General features: G+C 74.0%; 8 protein-coding genes. 7 read left to right on the forward strand and 1 reads right to left on the reverse strand.

Annotated elements, in window-relative coordinates:
- The first annotated feature begins 307 nt into the window (after nt 1–307).
- Genes ABZ565_RS15820 through ABZ565_RS15850 form a run of 7 tightly spaced genes read left to right on the forward strand, consistent with a single transcriptional unit; the run spans nt 308 to nt 15,439 of the window.
- Entirely contained in the window at nt 308–3,499 is a 3,192-nt protein-coding gene (locus ABZ565_RS15820) for an amino acid adenylation domain-containing protein (protein ID WP_361026029.1), read from the forward strand.
- On the forward strand, nt 3,496–9,036 hold the full coding sequence (locus tag ABZ565_RS15825; protein ID WP_361026031.1) for an amino acid adenylation domain-containing protein: 5,541 nt from the start codon (nt 3,496–3,498) through the stop codon (nt 9,034–9,036). The genes ABZ565_RS15820 and ABZ565_RS15825 overlap by 4 nt, the downstream gene beginning before the upstream one ends.
- The gene (locus tag ABZ565_RS15830; RefSeq protein WP_361026034.1) at nt 9,033–10,532 is read left to right on the forward strand and encodes an AMP-binding protein; all 1,500 of its coding nucleotides are present in this window, start codon (nt 9,033–9,035) and stop codon (nt 10,530–10,532) included. The genes ABZ565_RS15825 and ABZ565_RS15830 overlap by 4 nt, the downstream gene beginning before the upstream one ends.
- Nucleotides 10,529–13,561 (forward strand): amino acid adenylation domain-containing protein, encoded by a 3,033-nt coding sequence (locus tag ABZ565_RS15835; RefSeq protein ID WP_361026037.1) that lies wholly within the window; start codon nt 10,529–10,531, stop codon nt 13,559–13,561. Before ABZ565_RS15830 ends, ABZ565_RS15835 begins: the two co-directional genes overlap by 4 nt.
- Entirely contained in the window at nt 13,558–13,767 is a 210-nt protein-coding gene (locus ABZ565_RS15840) for an MbtH family NRPS accessory protein (protein WP_361026040.1), read from the forward strand. The genes ABZ565_RS15835 and ABZ565_RS15840 overlap by 4 nt, the downstream gene beginning before the upstream one ends.
- Nucleotides 13,764–14,024 (forward strand): acyl carrier protein, encoded by a 261-nt coding sequence (locus tag ABZ565_RS15845; RefSeq protein ID WP_361026043.1) that lies wholly within the window; start codon nt 13,764–13,766, stop codon nt 14,022–14,024. The genes ABZ565_RS15840 and ABZ565_RS15845 overlap by 4 nt, the downstream gene beginning before the upstream one ends.
- Nucleotides 14,021–15,439, forward strand: coding sequence for a condensation domain-containing protein (locus ABZ565_RS15850; RefSeq protein WP_361026046.1), 1,419 nt, complete (start codon nt 14,021–14,023; stop codon nt 15,437–15,439). Before ABZ565_RS15845 ends, ABZ565_RS15850 begins: the two co-directional genes overlap by 4 nt.
- 15 nt (nt 15,440–15,454) lie before the next feature.
- Here ABZ565_RS15850 and ABZ565_RS15855 read toward each other — a convergent pair whose 3' ends face one another.
- On the reverse strand, nt 15,455–16,267 hold the full coding sequence (locus tag ABZ565_RS15855) for a methyltransferase domain-containing protein (RefSeq protein ID WP_361026049.1): 813 nt from the start codon (nt 16,265–16,267) through the stop codon (nt 15,455–15,457).
- Nucleotides 16,268–16,337 lie beyond the last annotated feature (70 nt).

Consider the following 16,337-nt stretch of genomic DNA (forward strand, 5'->3'; position numbering starts at 1 on the left):
GATCCAGCCGAAGGGATGAATGCCCGGCCGGAGACGGAGACGATCTCATCGACCGGGCGCATACGAAGGTCGGATTTCCCAACTCCGTTTGTGTGTACAGGTCTTGCATTGACGGACGCGTGTGCTGTTCATAACATCGCAACACCTGAAGCCGTGAATGACCGGATCTCGCCGGTGGCGAGACCGTTCGGCCGCCGCGGTATCCCCGTGCCGTCGCGTCCCTCCGTCCCCCACATGCTCCACACGTCCCCAATGACCTGAAGCAACCGCACACCACGCCGCTCGGCGTGCGCGCCGAGGGAGTCGGATGAGTACCCAGGTCGTCCAGTCGAACCTGACGCATGGCCAGAAACGTCTGTGGTTCCTGCACCAGATGGACCCCGGCGACGCCTCGTACAACATTCCGCTCGTCCTGCGTCTCTCCGGAGAACTGTCCGAGCCGGCCCTGCGTGCGGCCTTCGACGCGGTGGCGGCCCGGCACGAGGCGCTGCGGAGCCGCTTCCCCGCCGAGGACGGCGCACCGGCCGCGCTGGTGGCCGCGCCGGGCCCCGTGGACGTGGAATGCCGCGACCTGCGCGGTGCGGGCGACCGGCTCGAACCGCTCATCGCCGAGCGCACGAACCGCGCCTTCGACCTCGCCCGGGGCCCGTTGCTGCGCGTCTCCCTCTTCCGTACGGGAGACACCGAGCACGTCCTGTGCGTGGTCCTGCACCACATCGTCGCCGACGGCTGGTCCCTCAACGTCCTGCGTGAGGAGCTGGCGGCGCACTACACCGCACACCTCCGGGGCGGGACCGCCGAGCTGCCCGCCCCGCCCGCGCACCCGGCCGTGCGGGAGTGGGAAGCGGACGAGGCGCAGGCGAGCGAAGCCCTCGCCTACTGGCGGGAACGCCTCGGCGGCGCACCTCCGCTGGAACTGCCCCTCGACCGCCCCCGCCCCGAACACCCCTCGCCCGATGGTGCCTTCCACACCCAGCTCCTCACCGGCGCCGGACCCGTGATCGACGCCCTGGCCCGGGCCCGGCGCTGCACCCCGTTCATGGTGCTGCTCGCCGCCTACCAGGCGACCCTGCACCGCTGCACCGGGCAGCGCGACTTCTGCGTCGGCGTTCCCACGGCGGGCCGCTCCGGCCCCGAATCCGAACAAGCCATCGGCTACTTCTCGCGGACCCTGGTCCTGCGCTCCGACCTGTCCGGGACGCCCACCTTCGCCGACCTGCTCCGCCGCGCCCGCACCACGGTGCTCGGCGCCTTCGCCCACGACCGCATCCCCTTCGAGGAACTGGCCGAATCCCTGCGCCTGGACCGGGACCCCGGCCGCACCCCGCTGTTCCAGACGATGCTCACGGTCCACACCCAGGACGCCGGGCTGCTCCGCGACGCGTCCTTCGCCGGTCTCGGCTGCACCGAACTGGACCCCGGCATGCGGGCCTGCAAGTTCGACCTCACCCTGGATGTGCGCCGGGACGGCGAGGACGTGGTGGCCGTCTTCGGCTACCGCACGGACCTGCTCGACGGGGACCGGGTCGCCCGCCTCGCGCGCTGGTTCGAGACGCTGCTGCGCGGAGCGGCGGACGGCCCGGACACCCCGGTCCACCTCCTGCCGATGCTGGACGAGCCGGAGCGCACCGCCCTGGACGCGGCAGGGCGGGGCCCCGCCCTGCCCGGGGGCGCGTCCACCGTGCACGACGCCATTGCCCGGACCGTCCGCGACCGCCCCAGTGGCGAGGCCCTGCGCGGGCGGGACGACTCGCTCTCGTACGCCGAACTGTGGCACGGCGCTGGGAGGCTCGCCGCACGCCTGACCGCCGCGGGGGTCCGGCGCGGGGACACCGTGGGCGTGCTGCTGCCGCGCGGTCCGCACGCCGTCGTGGCGATGCTCGCCGCCTGGCGCGCCGGCGCCGCCTACCTGCCCCTGGACCCCGACTACCCACCCGCCCGGATCGCGTACATGGTCGCCGACAGCGGCGCCCGCACCGTCCTGACCTCCCGCGACACCACACCGCCCGAGCTGCCCGGGAGCGTCCGGACCCGGTACGTGGAGGACGCCGACGACACCGGCCCGGCGGGGGAGGGCTGTACCGTGCCCCTCCCCGACGACCCCGCGTACCTCGTGTACACCTCCGGCTCGACCGGCAGGCCCAAGGGCGTCCTCGTCCCGCACCGGGCGCTGGCCGAGCGGGTGCGCTGGATGCGCGACGGGTACGGCATCACCGCAGAGGACCGCGTCCTGCACTGCGCCTCGCTCAGCTTCGACACCTGCGCCGAGGAGCTGTTCCCCGCGCTGGCGGCCGGTGCCACCCTCGTCGTGGCCGACCCCGGCGCGACGCTGCCCGACCAGCTGACCGAGGACTTCACCGCCGACGTCACGGTCATGGACCTGCCCACCCCGTACTGGCAGCACCTGGTCGGCGACCCGGACGTCGTCGCCTGGCCGGTCGGGCTGCGGCTGCTGATCCTGGGCGCCGACCAGGTCCAGGCCGCCGCCGTCGGTGCCTGGCGCGAGCGGTTCGGCGACCGGGTACGCCTCGTCAACTCCTACGGCCCCACCGAGACCACCGTCATCGCCACGACCGCCGGCCTCGGCGACGCGGACACCCGCGCCCGGCCGCCCATCGGCACCCCGATCGGAGGCGTCACCGCCACCGTCTGCGACGAATACGGCGGCCCGGTCCCGCCCGGCACCCCCGGCGAACTCCTCCTCGGCGGTACGGGGGTGACCTACGGCTACACCGGCCGGCCCGGCGCCACCGCGCGCGCCTTCGTTCCCGACCCGTACGGCCCGCCCGGCTCCCGCCGCTACCGGACCGGCGACCTCGTGCGCCGGAGGACCGACGGCGCCCTGGAGTTCCTGGGACGGCTGGACGACCAGCTCAAGGTGCGCGGCTACCGCGTCGAGCCCGGCGAGACCGAGAGCGCGCTCCGCGCGCAGCCCGGGATCGCCGAGGCGGTGGCCGTCGCGCACCGCGACACCCTGGTCGCCTACGTGGTCCCCGCCGCCGCGGAACCGGTTGATCCCGCCGGCCTGCGGAGCGCCGTGGGAGCGCTCCTGCCGGCCCATCTCGTGCCCGCCGCCGTCCTCGTCCTGGACCGGTTGCCGCTCACCCCGAACGGCAAGCTGGACCGCGCGGCCCTGCCCGCTCCCGAGCAGCGCCCCGAACTCCGCGCGAGCTATCTGGCCCCGCGCACCGAGGCGGAGGAGCTGGTCGCCGAGATCTGGCGCGAGGTGCTGGACATCGACCGGGTCGGCGCCCTGGACGACTTCTTCGACCTGGGCGGCCACTCCCTGCTCGCCACCCGGGTCGTCGCCCGCGTCCGGGCCACCGCCGAACTCACCGTCCCCCTGCGCACCCTCTTCACCCATCGCACGGTCGCGGCGTTCGCCGAGGCCGTGGAGGCCGCCCTGATGGCCGAGATCGACGCCCTGTCGGAGGAGGAGGCCGCCGCACTCCTCGCCTCGGACGGCGGCACCCTGGAAGGAACCGGTACGCCGTCATGAGCGACACCACCACATCCCCCGCCGGCCTCTCCGACGCCAAGCGCGCCCTGCTCAGCCGCCGGCTCAAGGCCGGCCGGGCTGCCGCCTCCCGCCCGGCCGTCCCCCGGAGACCCGAGGGCGCCGTGCCGCCGCTCTCCTTCGCGCAGGAACGCCTCTGGTTCATGGAGCAGTTCGCGCCCGGCACCGCCGCGTACAACATCCCCGTCGCACGCAGGCTGCGCGGCGAACTGGACCGGGAGGCGCTGGCCCACGCCCTGGACACCGTCACCGCCCGGCACGAGACGCTGCGCTCCCGCTACCCGGTGACCGACGACGGCCGTCCGGTGCTGGAGATCGCGGAGCCCGCGCCCGCGCCGCTGCCCCTCGTCGAGGCTCGGGACGAGGAGCACGCGGCGCGGCTCGTGGACGAGGCGGGGGCCGAGCCCTTCGACCTGGCCGCCGGTCCACTGCTGCGCAGCCTGCTCGTACGCGTGGCCGACCGCGACCACATCCTGCTGCTCGTCGTCCACCACAGCGTCAGCGACGGCTGGTCCAGCGAAATCCTGATCTCCGAGATCCTGCGCTGCTACACCGCCCGCATCGCGGGGGACGACGACCCGCTGCCCGAACTGACCGTGCAGTACGGCGACTTCGCCCAATGGCAGCGCGACCGGCTGAGCGGGGACGCGCTCACCGCCGAAGTCGCCTACTGGGCGGACGAGCTCGCCGGCGTGGAACCGCTCGTCCTGCCCACCGCCCGGCCCCGCCCGGCGCGGCAGACCTTCGACGGGGCCGGCTACGGATTCCAGGTCGAGCGTGACCTCCTCGACCGGCTCGCCACCCTCGGCAAGGCGCACGGCGCCACGATCCACATGGTGCTGCTCGCCGCCTTCCAGGAACTCCTGTCCCGGTTCAGCGGCCAGCGCGACTTCGCCGTCGGATCGCCCGTCGCCGGCCGGCCCGAACCGGAACTCGAGGGCCTGGTCGGCATGTTCGTCAACGTCCTGGCACTGCGCGCCCGGCTCGACGGCGACCCCACCTTCTCCGAGCTGCTGGAGCGCACCCGCGAGACCTGCCTGGAGGCTTACGCCCACCAGGAGTTGCCGTTCGCACAACTGGTCACCGAGCTGCATGTGGAACGCGACGTCTCCCGCTCCCCGGTCTTCCAGGCGGTGCTCGCCGTCCAGAACTACGCCACCGGACGCCAGGCCGCCGCAGGCCCGGAGCTCGATGTGGAGACCTACGGCCTGCGCGCCTCGGGAACCCGTTTCGACGTCGAACTCTTCCTCATGGAGTGGCCGGACGGCCTGCGCGGCGCCTTCAACTACAACACCGACCTCTTCGCCGAGCAGGACATCGCCCGGCTCGCCGCCCACCTCGACCGGCTGCTGCACGCGGTGGCCGACCGCCCGGACGTGCCGCTGTCCGGAGTCGACCTGCTCACGGACGCCGAACTCGGCCTGGAGATCGAAAAATTCAACCGTACGGAGGTGCCGGTACCGGCCGACGCCACCCTGGTCTCCCTCATCGCCGAGCAGATCGCGCGCACCCCCGACGCCACCGCCGTGACGGCCGACGACCGCAGCCTCACCTACGCCGGACTCGACAGCGCCGCCGACCGCATCGCCGCCCGGCTCGTCGCGGCGGGCACCGGCCCCGGGGACGTCGTCGCCGTCGCCGCGGAACGCTCCCTCGAACTGGTCGCCGCGCTCCTCGCCGTCCTGCGCACCGGTGCCTGCTACGCCCCGCTCGACACCGAATACCCGCCCGAGCGGCGCTCGTTCATGCTGGACGACAGCGGTGCGCGGGTGCTTCTGACCCAGCGAACCATCCCCGTTCCCGAGAACTGCCGGGCTGCCGTCCTCTTCCTCGAAGACGACGATCCGCTTCGCGGGAGCGCTCCCACGCCATCGGGAGGCGCTCCGGCACCCGACGATCCCGCCTACCTCATCTACACCTCCGGCTCCACCGGCCGGCCCAAGGGTGTGCCGAACACCCACCGCGGCATCGTCAACCGCTTGTTGTGGATGCAGCGGAGCTACCCCATTGGCCCCGAGGACTCCGTGCTCCAGAAGACGCCGACCGGGTTCGACGTCTCCGTCTGGGAGTTCTTCTGGCCGCTGATGACCGGCGCGCGTCTTGTGCTGGCCCGTCCCGGGGGCCAGAAGGACGCCGCCTACCTGACCGAACTCATCCGCTCCGCGCCCGTGACCGTCGCCCATTTCGTCCCCTCGATGCTGCCGCTCTTCCTCGCCGAGGAGGCGGTGGGGCGGTGCACGGCCCTGCGCCGCGTCGTGTGCAGCGGCGAGGCGCTGCCGCCCGACACGGCGCGCGCCTTCCGTGCGGCGCTGCCCGGCTGCGCCCTGGCCAACCTGTACGGGCCCACCGAGGCGGCGGTCGACGTGTCGGCCTGGGAGTGCGAGGGGCCGTCCGACGTGGTCCCCATCGGCTTCCCGGTCGACAACATCCGCCTCTACGTCCTGGACCGGGCGCTGCGGCCGGTGCCCCCGGGCGCACCCGGTGAAATCCACATCGCCGGGACCGGGATCGCGCTCGGATACCACCGGAGACCGGGGCTCACCGCCTGCCGGTTCGTCCCCGACCCGTACGGCCCGCCCGGTTCACGGCTCTACCGCACCGGTGACCTGGGCAGACGCCGCCCCGACGGGGCTCTGGAACACCTGGGCCGCATCGACCAGCAGGTCAAGCTGCGCGGCCTGCGCATCGAACCCGGAGAAATCGAGTCCGCCCTGCGCGACCTGCCCGCGGTGAGCGAGGCGGCCGTCGTCGTACGTGAGGACACCCCGGGCGACAAACGGCTCGCGGCCTACCTCGTCACCACCGGCGGGGCACCCGCGCCCGACCCGCAGGACCTGCGCACCGCGCTCAAGCGGGTGCTGCCCGATTACATGGTGCCCGCCTCCTTCACCGCACTGCCCGCCCTTCCCCTCACGCCCAACGGAAAGCTGGACCGCCGGGGGCTGCCCGCCCCGCAGATGCACCGGACGAGCGGCGCGACCAGCGCGCCCGGGACCCCGGCGGAGCGGGTGCTCGCCACGGTCTGGGCCGATGTGCTCGGCCTCGACGGGGTCGGTGTGGACGAGGACTTCTTCGACCTCGGCGGCCACTCGCTCCTCGCCACCCAGGTCGTCGCCCGCGCCCGCAAGCTGCTCCCGGAGGCGGGCGCCCGGCCGGTCAGCGTGATGGACCTGTTCACCTGCCGGACCGTCAGGGACCTCGCCGCGCTGGCGGACACACCCGAGGACGCCAGAGGTCCCCGCAGACTGCTGCACCGCCTCACTCCGGAGGCCCCGGCCGGACGCCTGCGCGCCACCCTGGTCTGTGTCCCGTACGGCGGGGGCAGCGCGGTCGTGTACCAGCCCGTCGCCGATCTCCTGCCCGAGGGCTACGAGTTGTGGTCCGTCGCCATCCCGGGCCACGACGTCGGTGTGACGGAGGAGTACCTGCCGTTCGGGGAACTCGCGGAGAGCCTGGCCGCCGAGATACGCGAACGGGTCCGGGGCCCACTGATCGTGTACGGGCACTGCGGTGTCGGCACCGCGCTGGCCGTGGCGACCGCACGGCTGCTCGAAGCGTCGGGCCGCGAGCTCGAAGCGGTGTACGCGGGCGCGCAGTTCCCCTTCGCCAAGCCGCGCGGACGGGTGCTCGGCGCCCTCTCCAAGGTGGCGTCGCTGGAGTCGCTGCTCGGGAACCGGGTGTACGTCAACTGGCTCACGGGCATGGGAGTGGACACATCCCAGCTCGACCGCGAGCAGACCGAGTTCATCGTGAGCAACATGCGCCGCGACAGTCAGGCCGCCGAGGAGTACTTCACCGGGGCGATCGCGGACGTCGAGGCCGGCGCCCCGAGGCTGCGGGCCCCGCTGGTGTCGCTCGTCGGCGACCGCGATCCGGCCGCCGACTTCTACCAGGAGCGCTACCGGGAATGGCTGCTCCTCGCGGAGCGCTCGGCGGTCGCGGTCATCGACCAGGGCGGCCACTTCTTCGTGAAGTACCGGGCCGCCGAGGTCGCCGAAGCCGTGACGAGCGTCCATGAGGCGATCCGCGCGGAGACCACCGCGACCCTGCCCGCGCGCTCCCCGGACGCGGCCTGGTGGTTCCACGCGGAGACCGGGCCGCCGGGTGACGCCGAGGCCGACCCGGTGGACGGCGGTGAGGCGTCGGCCTCGGGCGCCCCCGCGCCGGGTGCCACGCGCTTCCTCGCCGTCGTGCTCGGGCAGTTGGGGTCGATCGTGGGTTCCGCGCTCACGGAGTTCGCCCTGCCCATCTGGATCCTGCTGGAGACCGGTTCGCTCGCCCGGTTCGCGCTGTACTCGGTCGTGGCGATGCTGCCCGGCATCCTCGTCGGCCCGCTGGCCGGTGCCGTCGTGGACCGGTTCGACCGGCGCAAGGTCATGCTCGCGGGCGACCTCACGGCGGGGCTCAGCCAGGTGGCCATGCTGTGCCTGCTGCTCGGCGGTGTACTGGACACCTGGTATCTCTACGTGCTGCTGGGCAGCCTCTCGGTGGCGCTCACCTTCCAGCGACTGGCGTACAGCTCGGCGATCCCGCAACTCGTCCCCAAGCGCTATCTCGGCCACGCCAACGGGATCGTCCAACTCGCTTTCGGGGCTGCGCAGTTCGTCGTACCGCTGATCGCGGTGGCGCTGATGGCGGGCATCGGACTGCGCGGCATCCTGATCCTCGACATCGCGAGTTACGTGGTCGCGGTCGCCGTACTCGTCTGCGTCAGGTTCCCCCGCACCCTCCCCTGGACCCGCCGGGAACCGGTCATGGAGGAGATCAAACAGGGTTTCGCCTACACCTGGAGCCACCGGGGCTTCCGATCGATGCTCCTGTGGTTCGCCGCGCTCAACCTCTTCCTGTCACCACTGTTCCTGCTGGTGACGCCCCTGGTGCTGTCCTTCGACACCCTCGACGGGGCGGCTGCTGTGGCCACGGCGGGCGGCGCCGGAGCCGTCGCGGGCGGGCTGATCATGGGGGTGTGGGGCGGGCCGCGTCGACACCGGGTGCGCGGCATGCTCGCGCTGGCCGGGGTGTTCGCCCTGGCCGGGGCGGTGACCGGGCTGCGGGCCGACCTCTGGGTCATCGGAGCCGGGGCCTTCGGGATGTCCTGCGCCATCGCCCTGGTCAACGGGGTCTACTCGACCATCGTCCAGGTGAAGGTCCCGCAGCGCTTCCACGGCCGCGTCTTCGCCCTGAACACCATGGTCGCCTGGTCCACCCTGCCCATCGGCCATGGACTGGTCGCGCCCCTGGGCGCCCGGCTGTTCGACCCGTTGCTGGCCGACGACGGGGTGCTGGCCGGGAGCGTGGGACGGGTGCTGGGCACGGGGCCGGGGCGCGGGATCGGGCTGATGTACCTGCTGTGCTGCCTGGTCATGCTGGCGCTGGTGGCCCTGGCCCTGCGGCTGCCGGTCCTCGCCCGCTTCGACCGCGAGGTGCCCGACGCCGAACCCGATGACCTGATCGGCCTCCGGGAACGCGCGGCCACCGCCGCCGCCGCCGCGCCCGTTCCCGCCGGGGCCGACCGATGAGCCCCGCCGCGCCCCCGCGCTCCCTGATCGAGCTGCTGGTGCACCGCGCCGCCCTCCACCCCGACCGCGTCGCCCTCCGCAACGGTCCGCGCGCCCTGGACTTCGGGACCTGGCGCGACCGGGCCGCCGCCCTCGCGCACGGCCTGCGCGCCCGTGGCCTGCGCCCCGGCGACCCGGTCGGGCTGCGCTACGGCAGTACGGAGTGGACCGACTACGCGGTCGCCTACTGCGGGGTGCAGTGGGCAGGCGGCATCGCCGTACCCCTCTCCGACCGGCTGGCCCCGGCCGCCTCCGCGCACATCGTGGAGGACAGCCGGTGCGCGGGCGTCCTGCACGGCGGGGGCGGGCCACCGGACCGGCTGCCCGCAGGGGCGTGGCGGGCGTCCACCGAGGACATCGAAGACATCGGGACCGGGGCGGGGGACAGGCTGCCGCTGCCCGAGCCGTCCGCACCCGCGCAGTACCTCTACACCTCCGGCACCACCGGCCTCCCCAAGGGCGTCCGGGCCGCCCACGCCAACCTCGCCCATGGCTGCACCCTCGACGAACGCCGCCGCCCCCTGCGTCACTCGCGCACCTTCCTGCACAGCTTCCCGATCGGTACCAACGCCGGACAGACGATGCTCGTGAACTGCCTGGACACGGCGGCCACCGGTGTCGCCGCCCCGCAGTTCACCCCGCTGCGGTTCGCCCGGCTCATCGAGGAGCACGCGGTCGGCAGCATCTTCCTGGTGCCCGCCACCGCCATCGAACTGCTCGCGTCCACCGCCCTCACCCGCCGCGACCTCAGCACGGTCAAGCTGGTCGGCTCGACGGCGGCGGCACTCCCGCAACCCGTCGCGCTACGGCTGTCGCAGGCGTTCCCCGGGGCCCAGATCGTCAACTACTACACCTCGACCGAGGCCGCGCCCGCCCAGATCACCCTGCTCTTCGACCCCGGCCACCCCGACTCACCCGGCCGGCCCGCCTCACTCGACCACCTGCGCGTCACCGACGCCGAAGGACGCCCGGCGGACACCGGGGAACCCGGCGAGATCTGGCTCCGCTCACCCACCGCGCCCCGCGCCTACCTGGGCGCCCCCGACGCGGACGCCGAGGTCTTCCGGGGCCGGTGGGTGCGCATGGGGGACATCGGGCGGCTCGACGCGGACGGCTACCTCCACCTGCTCGACCGGGAGCGCGACGTCATCAAGTCCGGCGCCCACAAGGTGTCCACGATCCAGGTCGAGAACGCGCTCCACGCCCACCCGGACATCGCCGACGCGGCCGCCTTCGGCATCCCGCACCCCGTGCTGGGCAGCGTCGTCGCCGCCGTCGTCGTGCCCCGGCAGGGCGAACCGGACGTGCCCCGGCTGCGGGCCTTCCTGCTCGACCGGCTCGCCGCGCACGAGCTGCCGGCCCGGATCCTCTTCCGCGCCACCCTGCCCCGCAACGAGGGCGGCAAGGTCCTCAAACGTGAACTCCACCGGCTCCTGGACGACGAGGCGACCCCATGACCCCCTCCTTCGAAGCACCGGCCCCGCTCGACCCGGCCCAGCACGGGCTCTGGGTCACCGAGCAGACCCTCGACACCGGTTCGGCGTACCACCTCGGCCTGGCCCTGTACTTCCGAGGACCCCTGGACCCGGCGGCCATGGCGGCGGCCTGGGACGCCTACGTACGGGCCACCCCCCTGCTCACCTCCCGGACCGATCCGGCCGGGCCCGGCCTGCTCCCGGGCGATGCACCGCCCCTGCGGCCGGTCACCGCCGCTCCCGGCGACCTCGGCAAGCTCCGTGACGAGGAGACCGCCGCCCGCTTCGGGCCGGGCGAGGCCCTGATCCGCGCCACGCTGTTCACCACCGCCCCGGACCGGCATCTGCTGCTCGTGGTCGCCCACCACCTCGTCTTCGACGGGGAGTCCAAGGACCTCCTGGTCACCGGACTGGCCCAGGCGTACCGGGCGGTGACGGGGGAGAGCCGGCCGCCCTCCGCGGCCGAGGCGCCGACACCCCCACCGCCCGTCTCCGGGACGGCCGTCCACGACGCGACCCGGTTCTGGGCCGGCCGCTGGCGCGACAGCTCCGCGCCCGCCCTCCCCGGCCTCACCGCCCACCACGCGGACCCCGTCGCCCCGGCCCCCGGCAGCGCCTGCGGATTCCGGCGCGACGGGGAGTGGCACGCCCGCCTGGTGACCGCCGCCGCGACGCTCGGCGTCACCCGCTTCGAACTCATCACGGCGGCCTGGCACGCCCTGCTGCTGCGTTACGGCAACACCGCCCCCGCCACCGCGATCGAACTGTCCACCCGCGTGCCCGGCGCGCCCCGGCAGGTCGGCCTGCACGTCAACGAACTGCCCCTCTTCGCCGACCCGCGCCCGGAAGCCGCCTTCGCGGACTTCGCCCACGAGGTCCGGGCCGAACTGCGCGCCCTCTACCCCCACCGCTCCGTCCCCCTCAGCCGTGCGGTGCGCGGACTCACCCCGCGCACCGCCCTCTGCCCGGTCTCCCTCAGCTACCGCCGGCGCGACACCTCCCGGCCCGCCGACTTCGGCCCCGGTCTCGACGTGCGCACCGAGTGGACCGGCTTCGCGCACACCGCCCGCAACATCGCCCACCTCCAACTGGTCGACGCCCCCGACAGCCTGGAGGGCAGCCTTCAGTACCGCACCGCCGCCTTCGAGAGCGAGGCGCCCGCCCGCGTCCTGGACCACTTCCTCACCCTGCTCGACGGTGCCCTGGCCGCACCGGACACCGCCCTCGGCCGCCTGCCGGTCCTGCCGCCCGGGGAACGCACGGCGCTGCTCGCCGACACCGCCCACGCCCCGGGCAACGCCCGCGCCACCCTGCCCGCGCTGTTCGCCGCCCAGGCCGCCGCCACCCCGGACGCCGTCGCCGTCATCGAGGGCGACACCACCCTCACGTACGCCGAACTCGACGCGGCCGTCCGCCGCCGCGCCCACCGGCTGCGCGCCCAGGGGGCCGGTCCCGGTGCGCTCGTCGGCATCGCCCTGCCCCGCTCGGCCGCCCAACTCGTCGCCGCCCTCGGCACGCTCACCGCCGGTGCCGCCTACCTGCCGCTGGACCCCGACCACCCGGCGGAGCGCCTGGCGTTCCTCCGCACCGACTCCGGGATCACGCTGGAGACCGTCACCGACCCGGGGCGCGAGGACCTGGACCGGCTCCCCGACGCCCCGCCGGCGCCCGCCCCGCCCTCCCTCACGGACCCCGCCTATGTGCTGTACACCTCCGGTTCCACCGGTGTGCCCAAGGGCGTCGAGGTCTCGCACGCGGCCCTCGCCAACCTCCTCGCGGCCCTGCGGGACACCACCGGCACCGGGCCCGGCAGCCGCTGGCTCGGGCTCACCTCGCTCTCCTTCGACATCTCCACCGTCGAACTCTTCCTGCCCCTCATCACGGGCGGCACCGTCGTCCTCGTCCCCGAGGGCCACCACCGCGACGGCACCGCGCTCACCGCACTCGTCGCACGCCACCGCCTCACCCACGTACAGGCCACCCCCAGCGGCTGGCGCACCATGCTCGCCGCCGGGCTCCACGCACCGGATCTGGTGGCCCTGACCGGGGGAGAGGCCCTGCCCGACGCCCTCGCCCGCGAACTGCGCACCGCCGTCGGCCGGCTGGTCAACGTGTACGGGCCGACCGAGACGACGGTCTGGTCCACGGCCGCCGAGCTCGGACCCGATGACCCCGTCACCATCGGCCGCCCGCTGGCCAACACCCGCGCCTACGTCCTGGACGCCCGCCTCGAACCCCTGCCGCAAGGGCTGACCGGCGAGCTGTACCTCGGCGGCGACGGTGTCGCCCACGGCTACCGGGGCCGCCCCGGACTCACCGCCTCCCGCTTCGTCCCGGACCCGTTCGGTCCGCCCGGCGCCCGCCTCTACCGCACGGGCGACCTGGTCCGGCTCACCGCCGACGGCCGCATCGCCTTCGCGGGCCGGTCCGACACGCAGGTGAAGGTGCGCGGCCACCGCGTCGAACTCGGCGAGATCGACGCAGCCCTCGGCAGCCACCCGCGGGTCGCGCAGGCGGTGACGGTGCTGCGGGACGGCCCGGACGGTGAGCCCGGACGGCTGGTCGGCTATGTGGTGCCTGCCCCGGCCGGCGTACCGCCGACGCCCGAGACCCTGCGCGATCACCTCGCGCGGAGGCTGCCCTCGGCGGCCCTGCCCGACGCCTACGTGACGCTCGACGCGATGCCCCTCACCCCCAACGGCAAACTCGACCGGGCCGCCCTGCCCGAACCGCCGCGTGAACGGGCCACCCGTGAAACCCCCGCGCAGGCGGCCGACGAAGACATCACCGCCACCGTCCTCGCCATCTGGCGCGAGGTGCTGGACCTCGACGACCTCGGCGCCGACGAGGACCTGTTCGACCTCGGCGGCCACTCCCTCACCATCACCGCCATCGCGGGCCGCATCCGCAAGGAATACGGCGTCTCCGTGCCCTTCGACGTCTTCTTCGACAGCCCCACCGTCCACGGCGTCGCCGCGTGCGTCGCCGCACTCATCGAGGAGAACCAGTGAACACACCCGCCCTCCGCTATCTGGTGGCGGTCAACGACGAGGAACAGCACGCCCTCTGGCCCGCCGACACCCCCTTGCCGGCCGGCTGGCGACCCGAAGGGTTCAGCGGCACCGAGGAGGAGTGCGTGACCCACGTCGATCAGGTGTGGCCCGACATCAGGCCCCTGAGCCTGCGCCGCCGACTGGCCGGCGAGGGGGGCAGTTGAGCACCGCCCAGGACCCGGCCACCGAGGAACGCGCACGGCTCGCCGGGCTGATCAGCGACGCCATGGACGGGCAGCTCACCGCGGCCGAGATCCTCACCGCCCGGGGCACCCTTACCGAACTCGGCGTCACCTCCCTCGCGTTGCTCCGGCTCGCCGACACCGTGGAGGACGAGTACGGCATCGAACTCGATCTGGCCGACCCGGCGTTCTACCGGGAGAGCATCGACAGCCTGGCGGCCAGGCTGGTGACCGGATGACCGGCCTCGCCACCGCCCGCACCCTGCACATCCCCTTCGCGGGAGACAGAGCGGGCACGGCACCCCTCACCTGGGGACAGCGGGCGATCTGGCACGCGATCCTGCGCACCGCGCCCAACGACGTCTACTTCAACATCGGGCGCCTGCTGCCGCTGGGGGAGCGCGGACAGGTCACGGACCTGCGCGGGCTCGCCACCGGGCTCGCCGCCCTTCTCGAACGCCACGAGGCGCTGCGCACCCGGCTGTACGACGGCGAGGACGGCGCCCCCCGCCAGTCGCTCACCGACTGCGGTGCCCTGCCGGTCACCGTGGTGGACGAGCCCGACGCCGACCGGACCGATGCCACCGCAGGAGCCCTGCTGGACGAGATGACCGCCACCCGCTTCGACTACGCGCGGGAGTGGCCGCTGCGCGTCGGCGCCGTCTGCCACCGGGGCCGGGTGACCCACGCGGCACTGGTCCTCTGCCACCTCGCGGCCGACGGCCACGCCGCCGAGCAGGTGGTGCGCGACCTGCGGCTGCTGGTGCGCCGGGGCTCGGCCGGGCGGTCCCCGCGCACCAACCCCCTCGACCTCGCCCGGTACCAGCACGGGCCGGCCGGTGTACGCCGCAGCGAGCGGGCCCTCGCGCGCTGGGAGAGCTTCTACCGGACCATGCCGCCGACGATGTTTCCCCGGCAGGCCGCCGCACCCCGCACTCCCCGCTTCTGGAGCGGCCGGCTGGTGTCCGAGGCGCTGATGAGGGCGACGGACACGCTCGCGGCCGCGCACCGGATCAGCGGATCGACGGTCCTGATGACCGCCCTGGCCGCCCTGGTCGCCGCCGAGGGCGGACATCCGGCGGCGGCCATGATGCCCATCGTCGCCAACCGGGCCGCGGAGGACCGGCGGGACCTGGTCGCGATGCTCTCCCAGGACGCGCCGTTCCTGCTCGACACGACCGGAGCCGAGCGGTTCACGGACCTCCTCCCCGTGGCGTGGCGCGCGGCCCTGGCGGGCTACCGGGCCGCGTCCTACGACCCGGTCGCCTGGGAGGCCCTGCGCGAACGCGTCGGCCGGGAGCGCGGCACCGCCGTACACCCGTACTGCTGCTACAACGACCAGCGGTTCCACGTACGCCCACCGGACGAAGGGCCGCCGCCGAGTGCCGCGGATCTGCGCGCGGCGCGGTCCCGTACCGAGTTCGGCTTTCCGGCCACCGAGGAAAAACTGGGCTGCCGGTACTGCGTCCACGTCACCGAGGAGGAGGGCGTCCTCGCCGTCATGCTCACGGCCGACACCGCCTACCTGCCGCCGCCCAGGATCAGGGCGCACCTGTGGGCGCTGGAGGAGATCGTCGTCGCGTCGGCGTGCGGCGAGGCCCCGCTCCTCTCCGGCCTCCCGGCTCTCCTGGCGCGGGCGGAGGCGGCCGCCTGACGGGCCGCAGCCGGGTCACGGCCGGTGCGGGCGGCGCCCCCACGCGGAGATCATCGGCGCGGTCGCGAGGTCGAGGCGGCCGGTCCCGACGTTCGCCAGATGACGGTCGATCTCCTCGTCGGTGGCCAGCCCCGCAGCCACCAGACGGCCCCGGATCTGCCGCACCGTAGCCGCCTCCAGGACGGTGCACGCCGGCGAGGTGACCGGGAAGTACGCGTCGGCCCGGACGTCTTCGAGACCCGACTCGCGCAGCAGCCGGGGCAGGGTCCTGCCGTACTCCAGGTCCGCGCCGCGCCCGGCCATCAGCGACCGGAAGCCCGAGCGCAGCCGGTTGGCGAGCCGCTGCTCGGGCCCCGACTCGTCCGGGCACAACAGCGGCTGGAGCCCCGGGTCCGCGTCCTCCAGGAGCAGCACGCCACCCGGGCGCAGCGCCCGCACCATCCGGCGCAGCGCCTCCGCGCGGTCGGTCACGTGCACCAGGACCAGCCGCGCGTGCACCAGGTCGAAACCGCCCTCCGGCGGCGGGTCGGCGGCCACATCGTGCTCCCGCACCTCGATCACCCCGCCGGCGATCCCCTCGGTCCAGGACACATCGATGTCGGTAGCGACCACCGCCCCGTCCGGGCCGACCCGCTCGGCCAGACCCAGCGGCACCGACGGCCCGCCCGCACCGACCTCCCAGCACCGCATGCCGGGCCCGATCCCCAGCCGGTCGACATGGCGGAACGTCACCGGGTCGAAGAGTTCGGAGAGCGCGCCGAAGCGGATGCCCGCCTCCGACTGCTGGTTGTCCAGGAGATAGCCGTGATCCGATTCGTGCTGAGCCATGGCGTGATTCTTACATCTGGCCGGAAATGGCTGCTCAAGCCCGGGCCCCGGCCCGGAAAACGGCTCGACA

The sequence above is a fragment of the Streptomyces sp. NPDC016469 genome (assembly GCF_040632905.1).
Taxonomy (GTDB): Bacteria; Actinomycetota; Actinomycetes; order Streptomycetales; family Streptomycetaceae; genus Streptomyces.